The organism is Paenibacillus sanguinis 2301083 = DSM 16941 (assembly GCF_000374825.1).
GTDB classification, from domain to species: domain Bacteria; phylum Bacillota; class Bacilli; order Paenibacillales; family Paenibacillaceae; genus Fontibacillus; species Fontibacillus sanguinis.
The window spans coordinates 164,552-180,339 of the sequence record NZ_KB895377.1 but is presented as its reverse complement, the minus strand read 5'-3'; the positions used below and the strand labels follow the sequence as shown (position 1 = coordinate 180,339).

General features: G+C 50.9%; 9 protein-coding genes. 2 read left to right on the top strand and 7 right to left on the bottom strand.

Features of this window, described 5'->3' with window-relative positions; translation table 11 throughout:
- Positions 1–127: 127 nt before the first annotated feature.
- The 3 genes from C557_RS0104270 to C557_RS0104260 are packed head-to-tail and all read right to left on the bottom strand — an operon-like array spanning position 128 to position 3,637.
- Positions 128–1,810 (bottom strand): type 2 periplasmic-binding domain-containing protein, encoded by a 1,683-nt coding sequence (locus tag C557_RS0104270; protein WP_018750590.1) that lies wholly within the window; start codon positions 1,808–1,810, stop codon positions 128–130.
- Positions 1,811–1,864: 54 nt separating this feature from the next.
- On the bottom strand, positions 1,865–2,734 hold the full coding sequence (locus C557_RS0104265) for a carbohydrate ABC transporter permease (RefSeq protein WP_018750589.1): 870 nt from the start codon (positions 2,732–2,734) through the stop codon (positions 1,865–1,867).
- An 18-nt stretch (positions 2,735–2,752) separates the two neighbouring features.
- Entirely contained in the window at positions 2,753–3,637 is an 885-nt protein-coding gene (locus C557_RS0104260) for an ABC transporter permease (protein ID WP_018750588.1), read from the bottom strand.
- Between the two features lie 287 nt (positions 3,638–3,924).
- Here C557_RS0104260 and C557_RS0104255 point away from each other — a divergent pair, with 287 nt between their 5' ends.
- On the top strand, positions 3,925–5,655 hold the full coding sequence (locus C557_RS0104255; protein ID WP_040676409.1) for a sensor histidine kinase: 1,731 nt from the start codon (positions 3,925–3,927) through the stop codon (positions 5,653–5,655).
- On the top strand, positions 5,636–6,478 hold the full coding sequence (locus C557_RS0104250) for a response regulator transcription factor (protein ID WP_018750586.1): 843 nt from the start codon (positions 5,636–5,638) through the stop codon (positions 6,476–6,478). Before C557_RS0104255 ends, C557_RS0104250 begins: the two co-directional genes overlap by 20 nt.
- Positions 6,479–6,561: 83 nt before the next feature.
- On the opposite strand, the gene C557_RS0104245 is transcribed toward C557_RS0104250, so the two are convergent.
- The 4 genes from C557_RS0104245 to C557_RS0104230 form a co-directional block, all read right to left on the bottom strand.
- Positions 6,562–12,330 (bottom strand): chitobiase/beta-hexosaminidase C-terminal domain-containing protein, encoded by a 5,769-nt coding sequence (locus tag C557_RS0104245; protein ID WP_018750585.1) that lies wholly within the window; start codon positions 12,328–12,330, stop codon positions 6,562–6,564.
- Between the two features lie 268 nt (positions 12,331–12,598).
- Positions 12,599–13,879, bottom strand: a complete 1,281-nt coding sequence (locus tag C557_RS0104240) for a glycoside hydrolase family 27 protein (RefSeq protein WP_018750584.1) — start codon at positions 13,877–13,879, stop codon at positions 12,599–12,601.
- Between the two features lie 5 nt (positions 13,880–13,884).
- Positions 13,885–14,178, bottom strand: a complete 294-nt coding sequence (locus C557_RS0104235) for a DUF6171 family protein (protein ID WP_018750583.1) — start codon at positions 14,176–14,178, stop codon at positions 13,885–13,887.
- 6 nt (positions 14,179–14,184) lie between these two features.
- A complete protein-coding gene (locus C557_RS0104230; protein WP_018750582.1) occupies positions 14,185–15,684 on the bottom strand; it encodes an alpha-N-arabinofuranosidase in 1,500 nt (499 codons plus the stop codon).
- Between the last annotated feature and the right edge of the window lie 104 nt (positions 15,685–15,788).

The following is a 15,788-nucleotide window of genomic DNA, read 5'->3' as shown; positions in this document are numbered from 1 at the left end:
TGTTTTACTTCTTCTCCATCATAACCAAGGCCTTGCTGCGTTCATAGTGAACATATCTAGAAATTATGAACCTTTCTGCACCTGAACCCGGGTAAAACTAGTAGAAAATCGCAGGAATATAATAAAATTAATTCAGTCCCATCAAGGACATGACATCTGTTTTCATGGCGTTGTCGTACCACGCGTTGACTTCTTCCGTCACGGTGTCGCCGCCCTTCTCCGACCATTGCTTGACAAAGGTATCGAACGCCTCCAGCGGTTCATTGCCGTAAATGATTTTGGTGAACGTCTCCTGCTCCATCGTGGTCAGTTGTTCCCATACGTTCTGCATGGTAGGGGTAGGCGGACCGTTGAAGGGATTCGGCAGCAGCGTGTCACGATGTTCATAGGAGATAGCAAAGCCCTGCTGGGTGGTTGGACTGGCCGCCGCCGCGGCCAATAACGGACCGCTATCCGGGGAAGCGCCGTTAGCCAGGTCATAGTAAATTTTGCCGGCCGGGCTGACGCTTGGCGTGTTTTTGGTGAAGGACATTTTGCCGACAGATTGAATCGCCTCCAGCGGTGTGTTAAACTTTGCCGGATCGAAGACCACCTCGCCATCAACGATGTCATAGTCATAGCCTTGGGCATAGCCATATTGGAAATCCCCCGTACCGAACGCCGCGTCATACAGCTTGTCGTAGTACAGAAAGAAGCCCTCCATATATTTGAAGTCCTTGTTGAACATGAACACCCCGTCATTCAGTTGAGCGGACTGATACGTTTTGTCGCCGCTTACGCCTTGAATCGCAGGATAAGCCCCGATCTTGGCGTCCGGTACGTTCTTCTCCACATCCTTCACGCTGTCGTAAAGCCATGGACGGCCGATGATGATGCCTGCCTTCCCTTCCGTAAACCCGGACAACGCGTCCCAAGCTCCCTGGGTAGCCAATTCTTTGTTCAGATAGCCTTTGGCATACCAGTCGCGGAGCTTGGCAAGGGCCTCCTTGTTGCCGGGGTGAATCGAGCCGTAAGTCAGCTTGCCATTATCGTCATACCATTGCCGCGGCAGATGCTTGCCCGTATAGGCGCTGAAGATAATGACGGGGTCGCTGACCCAGCCCGTGTTATAAGAATCCTTGCCCGAGAACGTAAAGCCATACGTGTCCTGCTTGCCGTTGCCGTCCGGATCGTCATTTGTAAATGCGGCGATCACCTGCTCAAATTCCTCGATCGTGGTCGGAGCCTCAAGCTGCAATTTGTCCAGCCAATCTTGGCGGATCAGCATGACCTCGCCTTCCGTTAAATTCGGCGCGATCGCCATTCCGTACACCTTGCCATCCTTGACCACCGGATTGAAGGTCGTCGGATATTGCTTGTAAATTTCTTTCAGCCGTTCAGGCATGTAGGCCTTGATATCTTCAGAAATCTCCTTGACCCGTCCCGATTCGATCAGATCGTTCATAATCATGGTGTCGTATACCGGAAGCACATCCGGCAACACCTCGGAGCCCGTCAGCGCCAGCCGCAGCTTGGTGTTATATTGGGAGGCATCGCCGCCCAGCAGGGTGGTTTCGATGTTGATGCCGAGATTTTGCTCGCCCCAACGGGTCAGCACATTATCGTTCAGACTTTCACCATTGATGTACTTTCCTGCGTTCTCATCCTGCTGCTTGGCAATCGTAATGCTAATCGCAGGATCATACTTGCCGTCCTTGAGCACCGCTTCCGGAGCACTGCTCTCCGAGTTCTCTTTGGAGCCGCAGCCGACCAGCAGACCCCCTGCCAAAATGACGGTTAAGCCTAAGGCGATTACGTTTGTTTTCTTCATAGAACCAGGCCCCTTTGTTATTTATTCATGACTCGTTCATTCGTTGACTCGCCGCTATTCCTTCACCGCTCCAAGCACAATCCCTTTGACAAAATATCTTTGCAGAAATGGATAGACGGAGATAATCGGCAATGTGCTGATAAAAATTTGCGCTGCTTTGATGCTCTGTTCCGCCATCGCTTCCGCCTCGGACTGACTCATCGCCATATTTTGAGCATTGCTTTGCACTACCACGGTCTGCAGGAAGGATGCTAGCGGATACCGGCTGGTATCCGACATATACAGGATTCCGTCGAACCAGGCGTTCCAGTGTCCCACCATAATGAACAGCGCTACCGTAGCCAGCCCCGGCAGGGATAATGGCAAATAGATTTTTCGGAGAATGGCAAAGAAGGAGGCTCCATCAATAAAGGCCGCCTCCTCCAGCGCCTTCGGAATCGTCTTGAAGAAATTGACCAGCAGGATCAGGTTGTAAGCGCCAAAGGCGCCCGGCAGCACAAGCGCCCAAATGGTGTCCTTGAATCCCAGGCTGGTAATCAATATATAGGAAGGGATCAATCCCCCGGAGAAGAGCATGGTGAATATGAAGAACCACATGAGCATATTGCGGCCGCGAAATTCCTTGGACAAGGCATATCCGGCGCAGGTAATGACCAACATGCTAAGGGATGTTCCCAGCACGGTCCGGATTACGGAAATCAGCATGGACCCGGTGAAATTGCTGTTTCTGAACGTTTTCAAATACGCGTCCACGTTGAAATCGACCGGCCAAAATGATACCAGGTTGCCGTTAACCGCCGCTTTGCTGCTGAACGATTGCGCCCATAAATGCAGCAGCGGCAAAAGACAAGACAATCCCGCCAGGATCATAAAGGTGTAATTGAACACGGAGAAAATTTTATAGCCTGTCGTCTTATGGTACATTCTCCTCCTCCTTCCCGATTAGAAGATTTTGTAGTTGGCATATTTATAGGCCAATCTGTAGGACACAACGATCAGAACCAGGCTGATGCCCGACTTGAACAGTCCCACCGCGGTCCCGAACCCGTACTGTCCATTCAGCAAGGAGGAACGATAGACATAAGTGTCAATAATATCCCCTGTGCTGTATACAAGCGGGTTGTACAAGTTGAAAATCTGATCGAAGCCGGCATCCAGAATGTTGCCCAGGCTGAGCGTTGCAATGACGATAATCATCGGCAGCATGCAGGGCAAGGTCACATGGAGAATTTGCTGCCGACGTGTGGCTCCGTCGATTTCCGCCGCCTCGTAATACGAAGGATCGATCCCCGTTATCGTCGCCAGATAGACTATCATGCCGAAGCCGAAACTTTTCCACAAATCGCTGATAATGACCGTAGGCCGAAATAACTCGGGATCACCCAGAAAGAAAACCGGCTCCATCCCGAACACCTGGGTCAGCACATGATTGACGCCGCCCTCCAGTCCGAGAATGTCGATCATCATCCCGGCGACGGTCACCCAGGACAAGAAGTGCGGCAGATATACGAGCGTCTGCACACTTTTTTTCACCCCGATGTTCCGGATTTCGCTGAGCAGGATCGCCATAATGATCGGGACGATCATGCCGACAATAATCTTGGCAACCGCAATAATCAAGGTGTTGACAATCGCCTCCATCGACTCCTTGTATTCAAAGATTCTTGCAAAGTTCTGGAGTCCAATCCACTCGGAACCGCCGATGCCAAGCCATGGCTTGTAATCCTGAAAGGCCATGACCAGACCAGCCATAGGGCCATACGAAAAAATACACACAAACACGATCGCGGGCAGGCACAGCACATACAAAGGCCAGTTTTTCTTCATTTCCTTCTTCCACGGAGTCGGTTTGGATAGCTCTGGTCTGGCCCGATTTGCCGATTTTGCAGTAACGATCTGACGAATAGCAGTTCCCCCCTTTATACAAACTCTGAGAAATCTCCCTCGCATTAAGCTTAACAAAAGCGCTTTCATACAAAAATGCCAAAGTCTTAACATCATCACCTCATTCTTAAACAATTGTATAACGCTTTCATTTTTTGGCTTGAAAGCGCCTTCCGCTTTCCGATGGTTTGACTTATGATAAAGCTAATCCGGTTGGAAAGGAAAACAGCATGATGAGAAAAATGAACATGAAGCACTTCATCTATTTTTTCGTTTTTTTTCTGTTGCTGACCTTGAGCTTGTTTTTCATTATGAACCAGTTAAGTTCAAAGACACTGGAAGAAAGCCTGATTAGCGCTTCAAAGAAGCAGCTGGAATATGCGAAGAGCATTGTTGACGGAATTATGTACGAGGCGAGCATGTATGGAGTACAGTTTGCAACAGACAACGATGTACGGTTCTATCAAAACCATGTGCTTGAACTGAGCAATTACGAATCGCAAATGAAAAAAAACGAAATGGTTGACCGCCTGGGAAGGCCGCTGCTTTCCAGCCGTTCTATTGATTCCATAGGGATTTACTGGAAAGCTGAACAAACCTTCTTCTCCACCAGTCTTGACCCGCAAGCCAAGCTCCCATTTATTGAAACTCAGACACGAGGCTGGAAAACGGTTGACAACAGCCTGTATTACTTTGCCGTCTATCCTTACATTCAAAAGCCCGGACATCCCGAGCCTGTGCAATATGTGGTTGGCGTGAAGCTGAATACCGATTACCTGAAGAGCCTGCTGAAGAAAGCAGTCAACGACGAAAGCTCCAACGCCTTTTTTCTGATTAATGACAGCCACCTGATCTGGAGCGAACAAGAGGTGGATCATGACCTGCTGCAAGCCGTGAGCGATATGCTTCTGCCCGATCCAGCGGAAACTTTAAAATATGATTATCATAATCAGAAAGACGACTACTACATTCTCTCCCGTTATATAGAGCCGCTGGATACATATTTGATTGCCTATACCCGAACCAATGATTTTCTGCAGCCGCTTGACCGCAGCAAAAAGCTCTTTTTGGCCAGCATATTAGCCGTCCTCGCATTAGGTCTGTTTGTCATCTTTACGTTTTATCGGAATTACTACCGGAATGTTCATCTGCTGGGTAAAAAGTTTTTGCAGGTCGAACAAGGCAATTACAGCACCCGAATTACCGAAAATCCCGACAATGAATTTTACAATTTATTCAGAAGCTTTAACCATATGGTCACCGAAATCCGCGAGCTGTTCACCTCCCTGAGCACGGAAACCGAGCTGAGGCAAAGCGCGGAAATGAAGCAGCTGCAGGCTCAGATCAACCCGCATTTCTTATACAACAGCTTGTTCTTCATCATGTCGATGGCCCGCTCTTCGCCCGATGCTGTAATCAAAATGAGCAAGCATCTGGCTGAATACTATCGCTACCTCACCAAATTGGAGCGCCATGATGTCACCCTGGGCAGCGAGCTCAAGCTGGCTGAGCATTTTCTGGCGATCATGGCACTCAGCAAAAGGATTGAATACAAGATCAGCCTGCCGCCCGAGCTGGCCTCGCTCCCCATGGTGCCGCTGATCATTCAGCCCGTTGTGGAGAATGCGATCCAGCACGGGATTGAGAGCCAGCAAGGCGCCCATCGGGTAGCTATTGACGTCAGACTGACGGAAGCCGCTATCGCGATCCAGGTCTGTGATGACGGCAAAGGGCTTGCGCCTGATGAAATCCGCAGCCTGGAGTCCCGGATCGCATCCACTATCTCCCCGGAGGGCACAGAGGGAGTTGGGCTGTGGAATATCAACCGCAGGCTGAAAAATACGTACGGCGAGCCCAGCGGACTGCAATTTTTCATAAATGATTGGGGAGGGCTATCCGTCCTGTTGCTAATCTGCTTCCCCTCTGAGAAAGGAGAGGCTTATGCAGCTTTTAATCGTTGACGACGGACAACATGTGGTTGAATACCTGAAGCACCTGCTTGATTGGAGAGCCTTCGGCATCGACCATATCGAGACGACGACCAATTCTATCGAAGCCAGGGACATGCTGAGCCGAAGCCCTGTGGACATCCTGATTACGGACATTCGGATGCCTGAGGTCACGGGAATTGACCTGCTTCAGCATATCCACGAAAACAGCTTGCCGACCAAAGTCATCTTTCTCTCGGGCTATTCCCAGTTCGACTATGCGCAGCAAGGGCTCCGGCTAGGCGCGCTCGACTATTTGCTCAAGCCTGTGGACAAGGATGATATGGAGACGGCTATGGCCAAAGCCGTGGCCAGAATTCACGAGAAGCGCCCCGTTCTGCCAGCTTCCGGAAAGCCGTTCGACGGTTTGGGATACCTGCTCTCGCTCCTCGGGGAAAACCGGGCCGCAAGGAAGGAATTTGCAGGCTATGAATCGGCTGTCGAGCAAATTCCGAATCACAAGCACTTGTCTAATCAAAGTATTGTCGCCAAGGTGCAGGCCTACATTGAAAACCATCTGGATCATAGTCTTAGTTTGGATGAATTAGGCAAAATCGCCCATCTTCATCCGGTTTACCTATCCAAGCTATTCAAGCAGGCAACAGCAGAAAATGTGTCAAGCTACATTTCCCGAAAACGGCTAGAGAAAGCTTCCCGCCTGCTGCTGGATTCCGAGCTCCGCGTATCAGACATTTCCCAAATGGTCGGCTACAAAAAGAACCAGTATTTTATCCAGCTGTTCAAGGAAAAGTACGGGGTCACGCCATATCAATACAGGAGAACCCGATTGATGTAGCCCATAGCCCATCCGGCAAGCATCTCATAAAGCAACAGGAGCCCGGCGCAATGCCGAACTCCTGTTGCATAAACAGCTGCGGACTAACTCAACGATGGATGATTCGGTAACCGTCGCTGCTGTTTGTACGCAAGTTGCTCATGCCCTTGGGACCATACCAGTTGCCTTCGATCGAAAGGAAACGTAAAGTCCCGAGCATATGTGCTTTGCGTTGCTCTACCCAATCCGAATGTCATATCAAATTGCTGAATAGCAGCTCCACTGTCAGGGTCTGGCAAAAGCACCGGACTCTCGGTCTCACTCGCCTGAATCACATAATTTTTCTCCACCACGCCACTTGTTTGGCCATCTGCTGCCGCTATCGCTTTGAGTGTAGTTTTACCTATCGGCAGCTCAATCGGCTCCCCATAAACCGCACTTGTAACGGTTGGCGTACTGCCATCCAGCGTATAATAGATCCTGGCCGTTTCCTTCTCATGGGAAAGCGTCACTTGCTGCGAAGAAGAATACACGCCCGAGTCCAGGTCAGCGATAGGCAGGGAGAGTGTGGCCGGGTTGCCCGGATGGGCATATACCTGAACCTCGACAAGCCCGCTGCCCCAACCATTGCTGAGCGAATCGTTGTTGACGCGCCTTACCTCGTTAACCTTGAGCTTCACATATCGATAAGCTCCTTGTAACGGATTCGAGTTGAACCCGGCCCACATGTTCGTATCATTATTCACCAGCTCTGTCCAGTTCTCATCATCGTTTGAAGCGAAAATTTGATACCTGTGATACATCTCCGAGCCGTTATACAACCGATAGGCTACATCGATCCGGGCTAAATCATAGACAGCCCCCAAATCGAGTGTATATTCGTACGGGGCAGTCAATCCGCCAAAGAAATGGCTTGAATCGCCGGAGGTTCTCAGGTTGTAAGCAATACCGTCATTGGCGTTCTCAATCCCCTGTACCGAGTCATTTCCCGTGATATACGCAGGCTTGCCTTGGGAAACCAGCTCAATCGGCGGAACCTCTAGACTGCCAGTCGCCGCATCCAGCTTCCAACCCGGCGTATAGACGATCGAGGCGGTATGCTCTTCCGTATCAAACGTCATCGGCAACCATACATAACGAGAATCGGCAAGCTGACTGGACCGCCAGCGGTCCCCCATATACACATATGTTTTTTCCCCGGCCTCATTGGTCAATTTCATAATATTAGTCGGCTGGCTGTAGTATGTGCTGTTGTTTCCAAAGGCGTATTTCTCTATAATGAGGCCATCTTCTTTGATGGGCGTCCAGCCGTCCGGATCTCTCAAGTCGGCATTATAGCTAAGGGTGCCCTGATTCGGCAGCCAGCCCGATTGCCCGGAGGAAGCCATGTAGTACCCGTCATCCGCACGCACAATCGCCGGCGCTTCACGTCCGATGTCATCATAGAAGTTATAGGATTCAAAATCAGCCGACTTGAAGGCGGGCTCGCTATAAGCATAGGTTGTGAAATCTACATCCGTGTAGGCCTCATTCAGCCGATGCACTCTCATGGAATGTCCTTCTGCCGATATTAGATAGGCTGTTCCGTCATCATCGGCGAACACGGTGAAATCCCGGGAAGCATAGCCCATTTGTGCAACATCGCTTTGCACGCTTGACGGAACCTCCACACGAATACCACTGGATTTGTAATATTCCGAATCGAGGAAAAGCCCGCCATCGCTGCGCCAGTTTCGCAGCGTACCTCCCGGACGCCAGTGACCCAGGAAAGTGTATGGCCCGGTCACCTGATCTGCGGTGGCTACCGCGATTTGACTGCTTGCATAGCTGTTCGCTGTTTCCCAATGACCAAAGAGTACGTATTTGCCAGTCTTTTCATTATACAGAAGCTTTGGACGCTCCCATTTGCTGTCCAGCAGTCCATATTCCGCTCCTTCCACGGTAACTGAGAATGGGTCAAGAATGTCTCCTTCATAAGCCCAGTTCACCAAATCGCGGGAAGAATACAATGTCACGGCATGAAAGCTGGCCCGGTTATGAATTTTGTTCTCTCCTACCCAGTAATAAACGGGGTTGCCATCTTCAGCCGTTTGCTGCAGAAATCCGCCGCCATGCGCCTGAATCGGATTCCCTTCTGTGTCATACCAGGTTTCACCAACCGGTACGCCGGCGGAAGCATAATCCACTACGTTCCCTGGCTGAACGGTTAATGCCCATTTGAAGGCTTCTTCGATTTGCAAGACCGCCCGGTCCACATCCCATTGCATCGCCTCATGATCGTCCAGAATTGTTTGCGCATGCTCCAGAGCCTGCGTGATCTTCTTCCAGGTAGCGTTCGTAAAGTCGCCCTTCCCCGTATTTTTCTTCTCATCATATTGTGCCTGAAGCTCCGATTTGTCGATCAACGGTGTGCCAAATACCGCCAGCTCGATCACCCCGTCGGCCCAGACTGCGCTTTGTCCGTTATGCACGTTGATGATCTGGTTCACGGTCAAGCGGACATAGCGATAACGGCTGGCATCCGAAAGCGCATGGGTGACAAAACCAACAACATTGTTCTCTGAACCATCCGCCAGAATGCTCCAGTTTTCCTGATCCAAGCTGCCTTCCAGGGTGTAACGATAGGCAACATCGGAGCCCCCCACCAGCCTGGTGGTCAGATTGATTTCCGACAATTGGGCAGGCTGCTCCAGATCAATGACCAGGTCGTAAGGAAGAGTGCTGTGCGACACTCGCGCAGCTGTGGCCAAATCTGCACCATCTGTCACCGCCGTTGCATCTACACCTCCAGAAGCAACGGCTTTCTTTCCCAAAGAAAGAAATTGTCCCGCCTGTACCGGTATCATGCCGTATTCAGGATGTTTATCCAATTGATGAAACCATTCAGAGGTTGCAATCCCGTTATGAAAAACTGTGGGAAACAGTCTGGCATACGTCCCCATCGGATCTTTGTAGTTGTCAGCATATTGCGCCCCCCAATGGTAGCCGTTGGCGAGAAAAGTCTCCCGTCCGTTCGCTCCTGTATGCCTTGCGATTCCATTGGCCTGGGTAGCATAAGAAGCAGCGTTGCCGATTGGACGAAGCGGCGTCCATTCCCCGGCAATAGAAGCGGCGGAAGCATATTCCCCCTGACTCGGATACCAGCCGTTGGCCGTGGAACCAAAGAAATAATAGCGTCCATCATGTTTAATCAATGACGGAGATTCCTTTTTCTTACCCTCAAATATGGTGTTTACCAATGCTGCGGGCCTCTCCCAATTGGAGTCCAGCCTGACAATGGCTATATCGCTGTTGTTGCGGGTAGCGAAAAAAAGATACGCCGTGTGATCATCATCCACAAAAAGCGTCATATCCCGTGATTCCTTCTCAAACGGACGGCCTCTAAAAGTGACTGAGAAATCATTGCTGCCGGGCGTGACCGAGCCCAAAAACACACCTGCTCGCCCGTAGCCGCTGCTAGCTTCCTCATGCGCGCTGAATACGACCTTTCCACTCTGCGGATTGAGCCTGTAGCCCTCCATTTCAACCCGCATATCCTCGAAGGAGCCCAGCAAGCGGTCGTCACCGTACGACCTTCCATCAGTGCTGGTCTGCTCGTAGATGCTGGTAGTTACCAGCCCGGTGGCCGCATCTCTGACCCCGCTATAGAAATAGTGATACCAGGTATCGCCCGCTTTGATCCCGTAGGGTTCGCCTGCGGCCAACTGATCCTCACCCGTATAGTTATTTTTCTTTCGCGTAATCTCCGCCGGATCATAGGCGAACGTATGCACACGGTTTGTTGGTGCAGCCGCAATTTCTGCTCCGTCCTTGATCGCCTTCACGGTATACGTATAGTCCTGCCCCACATCAAGCCCATATTCATCGACAGTATCCCCGTACGTCCGGTTAATCAACTGATCCTGGCGATAAACCGCATAGTAATCCGCTCCTTCAAGCAACGGCCAAGTAAGCTTCACATTGTTAACCGTATCCTGACCATCCAGTCTGAAAGCAAGCGCGGTGGCTGACCAGGCATTGGAATAGTATTGAACGGTTACAATTTCGCTACGGCTCCCATTGGGAGCGATGGCCGCTGCTTTAACCGTAACTCCGTTCTGCACCTCAAACGGCCCTGTATATGGCGTGCTATTCAGGGTAGGCTCGGTTCCATCGGTCGTATAATAAATATATTTATCCCCTGCCGGATGAGATATCGTCACCGGACCGTAGATTTGACCGGCAGCCGGTTCAACAACTGGCGGAATATTCATTACACGGTATTCAACCAGCTCTGCTTCAGTAAGCGCTTTATTGAAAACCTGGAAATTGTCGATCATGCCTTCGTAATATTCACCTGAGCCCCAATTGCCTTTCCCGAGCTGGAAAATGCCTCCCGAGCTGGTCAAAATATCTGTTAAAGTATGACTGCTGGCGATGCTGGATACAAGCTGACCATCTATATACAGCTTGGTATCCGTGGCAGAAACGACCACGTCAACATGCTTCCACTCCGCTCCTGCGGGTGCCTTCGCGCTTTCCGGGCGCGCGCCGCTATTGTTATATCGTTCCACTGTCAAGGAATCCTGCTTATCCAGAATGCCAAGATAGCGTTCACTCAGATAAGTCTGTGTTGAGGTATCCGGTGCGGCAAAGAAGACCCAGCCGCTGCCTCCGCTTGTTTGGCTATCATAAGAAATCGTGATTTCATCAAGTCCGGCAAGAAGCGGGGTTGTACCATCATCTTGGGTTACATTCAGCCAGAAGCCGTTGTGGATCTTTGCCGCTTTTCCCTGTCCTGGCAAGGAATCCCCATAGCTGGCCAAGCCTTGCACTACAGCCTTCGCTCCACCCCCCTCAAGACCGCTCGAAGGGTCGTCGAAATTGAAATCGGCAATAAGGTGATCCCCTGCATCCATCGGAGGAACCAAAACCGTGTAATTCTGACTGTAGTCAAACCAATGCAAAGTCAGGGTAACTTGCTTGGCACTCGCGCCTTGGCCGGGCCGTATGACGCTTCCTGTGGCAGGATTAATGACACTCGTATCGCTTGAGGTCCAGACCACATTCGGATCCTGGAACAGTGAAAGTCTCCTGATCTTCATTCCATCGTTTAACGGCTTTAGCGCTAACAAATCGTTCCAAGTGAACTCGCGGATTTCCTGGGCCAGAGCCGTTGCCTGTTCTTCCGTCAGCACTCCTTTATAGATACGAACATCTCGATAATGTGAATCCAGATTGGAATAGGTCGAAATGGTACGATTGAGCCGCAGCTGCCCATGGCCGATTGCATCTGCTCCAATTCCGCTTGCCGCTGCCTCTGCGACCTTAACCCCATCAACCCAAACGATCAGCTTGCCGATGTCAGCCGAGCCGTCCAGCGAAATCGCATAATTATGCCACATATCGGCGGCTGGTGCCGGAAACGAGGCCACAATCGCATCCGTCCCTTGCTGCCGGAGGACAACCGCAGCCAAGCCGCTGTCGTAGTATGGTCGCAGCGTTATATTGCGATTATTGTCAGCTCCATAGGAGAAAAGTGTATTTTCCGGGCTCGTAGAACGGGTTTGTGTGCTATTCAATTTAATATCAAGTGAAAAAGAAATCTTGTCTCCCGTTACCGGAGTCCCTGGATTTTGACCTGCAATATGTCCGTTATTTGAATTACCTGGATTGACCAGAGACACATAGTCTGCCGTCCAGACCGGGGAACTACCGGACAACTGCTGGGCAGGATTCAGTTTATTCTGATAGTGATAAGCACGGTTTAAAGGATAATGCGCCACGATGTCCGCTATCTCCACCCCTTCCGGACTAGCATGGGCATGAGCCAACGGTGCAAAGATACTTAAAAACACACTGGTAATTAATAAAATGTAAAATGGTCTTCTCAAAAATAATCCCCCTTTGCAAAATAGGTTAAAGCATTTAAGAAAACGCTTTCAAAAAAGGTTATATATTATCCTTGCGGCAATTTATAGTGAATTTTCCCTGCATTAGTGAAAAATTCATCTCTTTGGCAGCGAACATCTGTGCACATTATGAACTAAACAGCGTAGAACAGCATCGGAGAGCGCTCGCTAGGCGAACGCTCTCCGACAATCTTTCTTCTATAGCAGTTTAAAGTTTCGCAGCTTTCCCCAATTCCAGTCTGCGCTCTTTCTATTTCAACTGATATAGCCTTGTTCCGTGAGGAGGAACCAAAGCCGTTAACCGTCCTTGTTGCACCGTGGCCGATTGGCGGCTCCATAGCTCCAGTCCTGTCGTCTGCTCGTCTAGGCCAAGCTCAGCCAAATCCACGGATATTTCGCAATCAGCCTCACCAGTGTTGAACAGAGCGGCATAACGGATGCCATCTGCTCCTTCGGCAAGCCATACCACCTTATCATCTTGACGGCTGACTTGTCTGGCGCCAAAGCTGTGGCGGTGCATTTCGAGCACCTCCCGATTGGTCAGAAGCGACAGTGTCCACTCGTCATTGTCTCGCAGCTCTCCCCCGAACATGAGCGGTGAGCGGAAGATGGACCACAAGGTCAGCATCGTAAGCTGCTCGTCAGGCGTGAAGCGAGTGTAACGATCACCCCCTCCTCCATCCAGGGAACGGATGCCGATATGCCCGAGCGGAAGCATGTCGCAATCCGGCCAATTGCCCGGCTTCGGTACTCCCTGCCAATTGGCGCAACGATCAAACATATCTAGCAGCTGCGGCCATTGATCCCAGTAATCATCCGTCATTCGCCACATATTGGCGTTTTCCGCCAGAAGGTCGGCATACTCCAGCGGAGCTGGCCCCGGTGAAAGGCTTAAGACCATCGGCCGCCCACAGCGATCTATCGCCTTTCGGATCAGCCGGATCTCGTCCTGATGAGTATCGTAAAGCCGGGAAGCCGCAATGTCGTCTACCTTTACGAAATCGACGCCCCACTCGGCGTACAGCTCAAACAGCGAATCATAATAAGCCTGGGCCCCTTCCTTCCTGGCATCCACGCCGTACATGTCTGTGTTCCATGGGCAAATGGAGTTCGTGTGGGCGATATCCCGCGCTGTACTCAGGCTGCCTTTAATCGGTGTAGCCGCATGGGCAGCCTGCCGTGGAATACCGCGCATAATGTGAATACCGAATTTCAGACCAAGGCTATGGACGTATTCAGCAAGGGGCGCGAAGCCTTTGCCGCCTGCTGAGGAAGGAAATCGGTTAACCGAAGGAATCAGCCGGGAATATTCATCCATCTCCAGCGGTACAAAGGGGCGATACAGCGAAGAATAGGCTCCCGGCTCATACCACTGGATATCGACCACGATATATTCCCATCCATAAGGCTTAAGATGTTCCGACATGTAGGCGGCATTCCCCCGAATCTCTTCTTCGGTGACTGCTGCGCCGTAACAATCCCAACTGTTCCAACCGAGCGGTGGATGTGGCGCTGTCCTTAAGTGGCTCATCATTTTTACTCCTTATTGTAAATTTGAATTTGCATATCCTGTCCCCAAAGCCCGCCGCCCGGCAACGGACAAGAGCGCTCCTTCAACCAGGCGACGACGGGGACTATGCAGCCGCAGGCCGTGCAGGTTACGCCATTCATCAGTTTGGGACAGGCGCCGCAAATACGCAGCCTGTCATTATACTGTTCTTCGCTTACTCTGCGCTCTGGCGCAAACGCCGATGTCTGCAGAAGCCGCTGCATTTGCGCATCAGTCACCTTATAGTCATCCCGGCAAGCCTTGCAGGAATTATCCGCCATCCCTGCTTACGCCTTTGCCGCAAGCTCCAACGTCGTAACCGACATGGCCGGCAATGCGACCGTCAGCTTGCCATCCTCCAGCCCAAAGCCCTCATACGGCCGGGGTACAACAGAATCCGGCTGCTCGAACGTATTGTGCGCATCGATCTTGTTGCCGGCAAGCGTAGAGCCGGTAATCGCTGCCCCTTCAAGATTCAGGCCGCGAAGATCCAGAGCCACCCTTGCTTCAGCATGATGCTGCAGATTACAGAAGCTGATATGAATCAGCCCTTCGGCATCACGGGATGCCGTAGCTGTTACCGCAGGTATATCACTGTCGTCCAGCTTGTAGCTGCCTGCATCCAGGCTCAGCTCCAGCAACTCGGCATCCTGGTGGACCTTGTACATGTCAAAGACATGATACGTCGGAGTCAAGATCATCTTCTCTCCTTCGGTCAGAATCACCGCTTGCAGAACATTGACCGTCTGAGCGATGTTGGCCATACGGACACGGGCGCTGTGCTTATGGAAAATATTCAACGTCAAGCCGGCCACAAGCGCATCGCGAATCGTATTTTGCTGATACAGAAAGCCCGGTGTTGTCCCTGGCTCCACATCGTACCAGGTGCCCCATTCATCAACAATAAGTCCTACGCGCTGCTGTGGATCATATTTATCCATAATCGTGCTGTGACGTGTAATCAGTTCATCCATCCGCAACGCTTTTTTCAATGTAGCAAACCAGGCCTTCTCATCAAATCCGGTTGCCGGCCCTTTGTCTTGCCAGCCATCATTTGGCACTGTGTAATAATGCAGCGTAAGCGAATCCATATATGGACCGGCTTCGCGCATCAGCACCTCTGTCCAGTTGTAATCGTCAACATTGGGTCCGCAAGCAATCCGGTGAATTTTGTTGCCGTCGTAGTTGCGGACATAGGTTTGATAACGGCGGTACAAATCTGCATAATATTCAGGACGCATGTTGCCGCCGCAACCCCAGTTCTCGTTGCCAACCCCGAAATAGGTCACCGACCATGGCTCTTTGTGTCCGTTTTGCACACGCAGCTCAGCCATTGGCGAAACCCCGCCGAACGTCAAATACTCCACCCATTCGGACATTTCCTGAACTGTACCGCTGCCGACATTGCCATTGATATACGGCTCGCACCCGAGCTGCGCGCACAGCTCCATAAATTCATGAGTACCGAAATGGTTGTTCTCGACCACACCGCCCCAATGTGTATTAATCATCCGTTTGCGTCCTTCTTTAGGCCCGATCCCATCCTTCCAATGATACTCATCTGCAAAGCAGCCACCTGGCCAGCGGAGAACCGGAATCTTGATTTGTTTGAGCGCTTTCACAACATCGTTGCGAATGCCGTTCGTATTAGGAATGGAAGAGTCCTCGCCTACCCAAATCCCTTCATAGATACATCTGCCCAAATGCTCGGAGAAATGGCCATAAATAAACCGACTGATCGTTCCTTTTCCGGTATCAGCGTTCAGTACACCCTTGAATGTCACCATGAGTCACTCCTTAGTTAATATTATTATTAATTAGTTTATAATTACACAAACATTATAGTCACTACCGTTAGTTTCGTCAATTTCCTTTTTTGTATCTTTTGTAA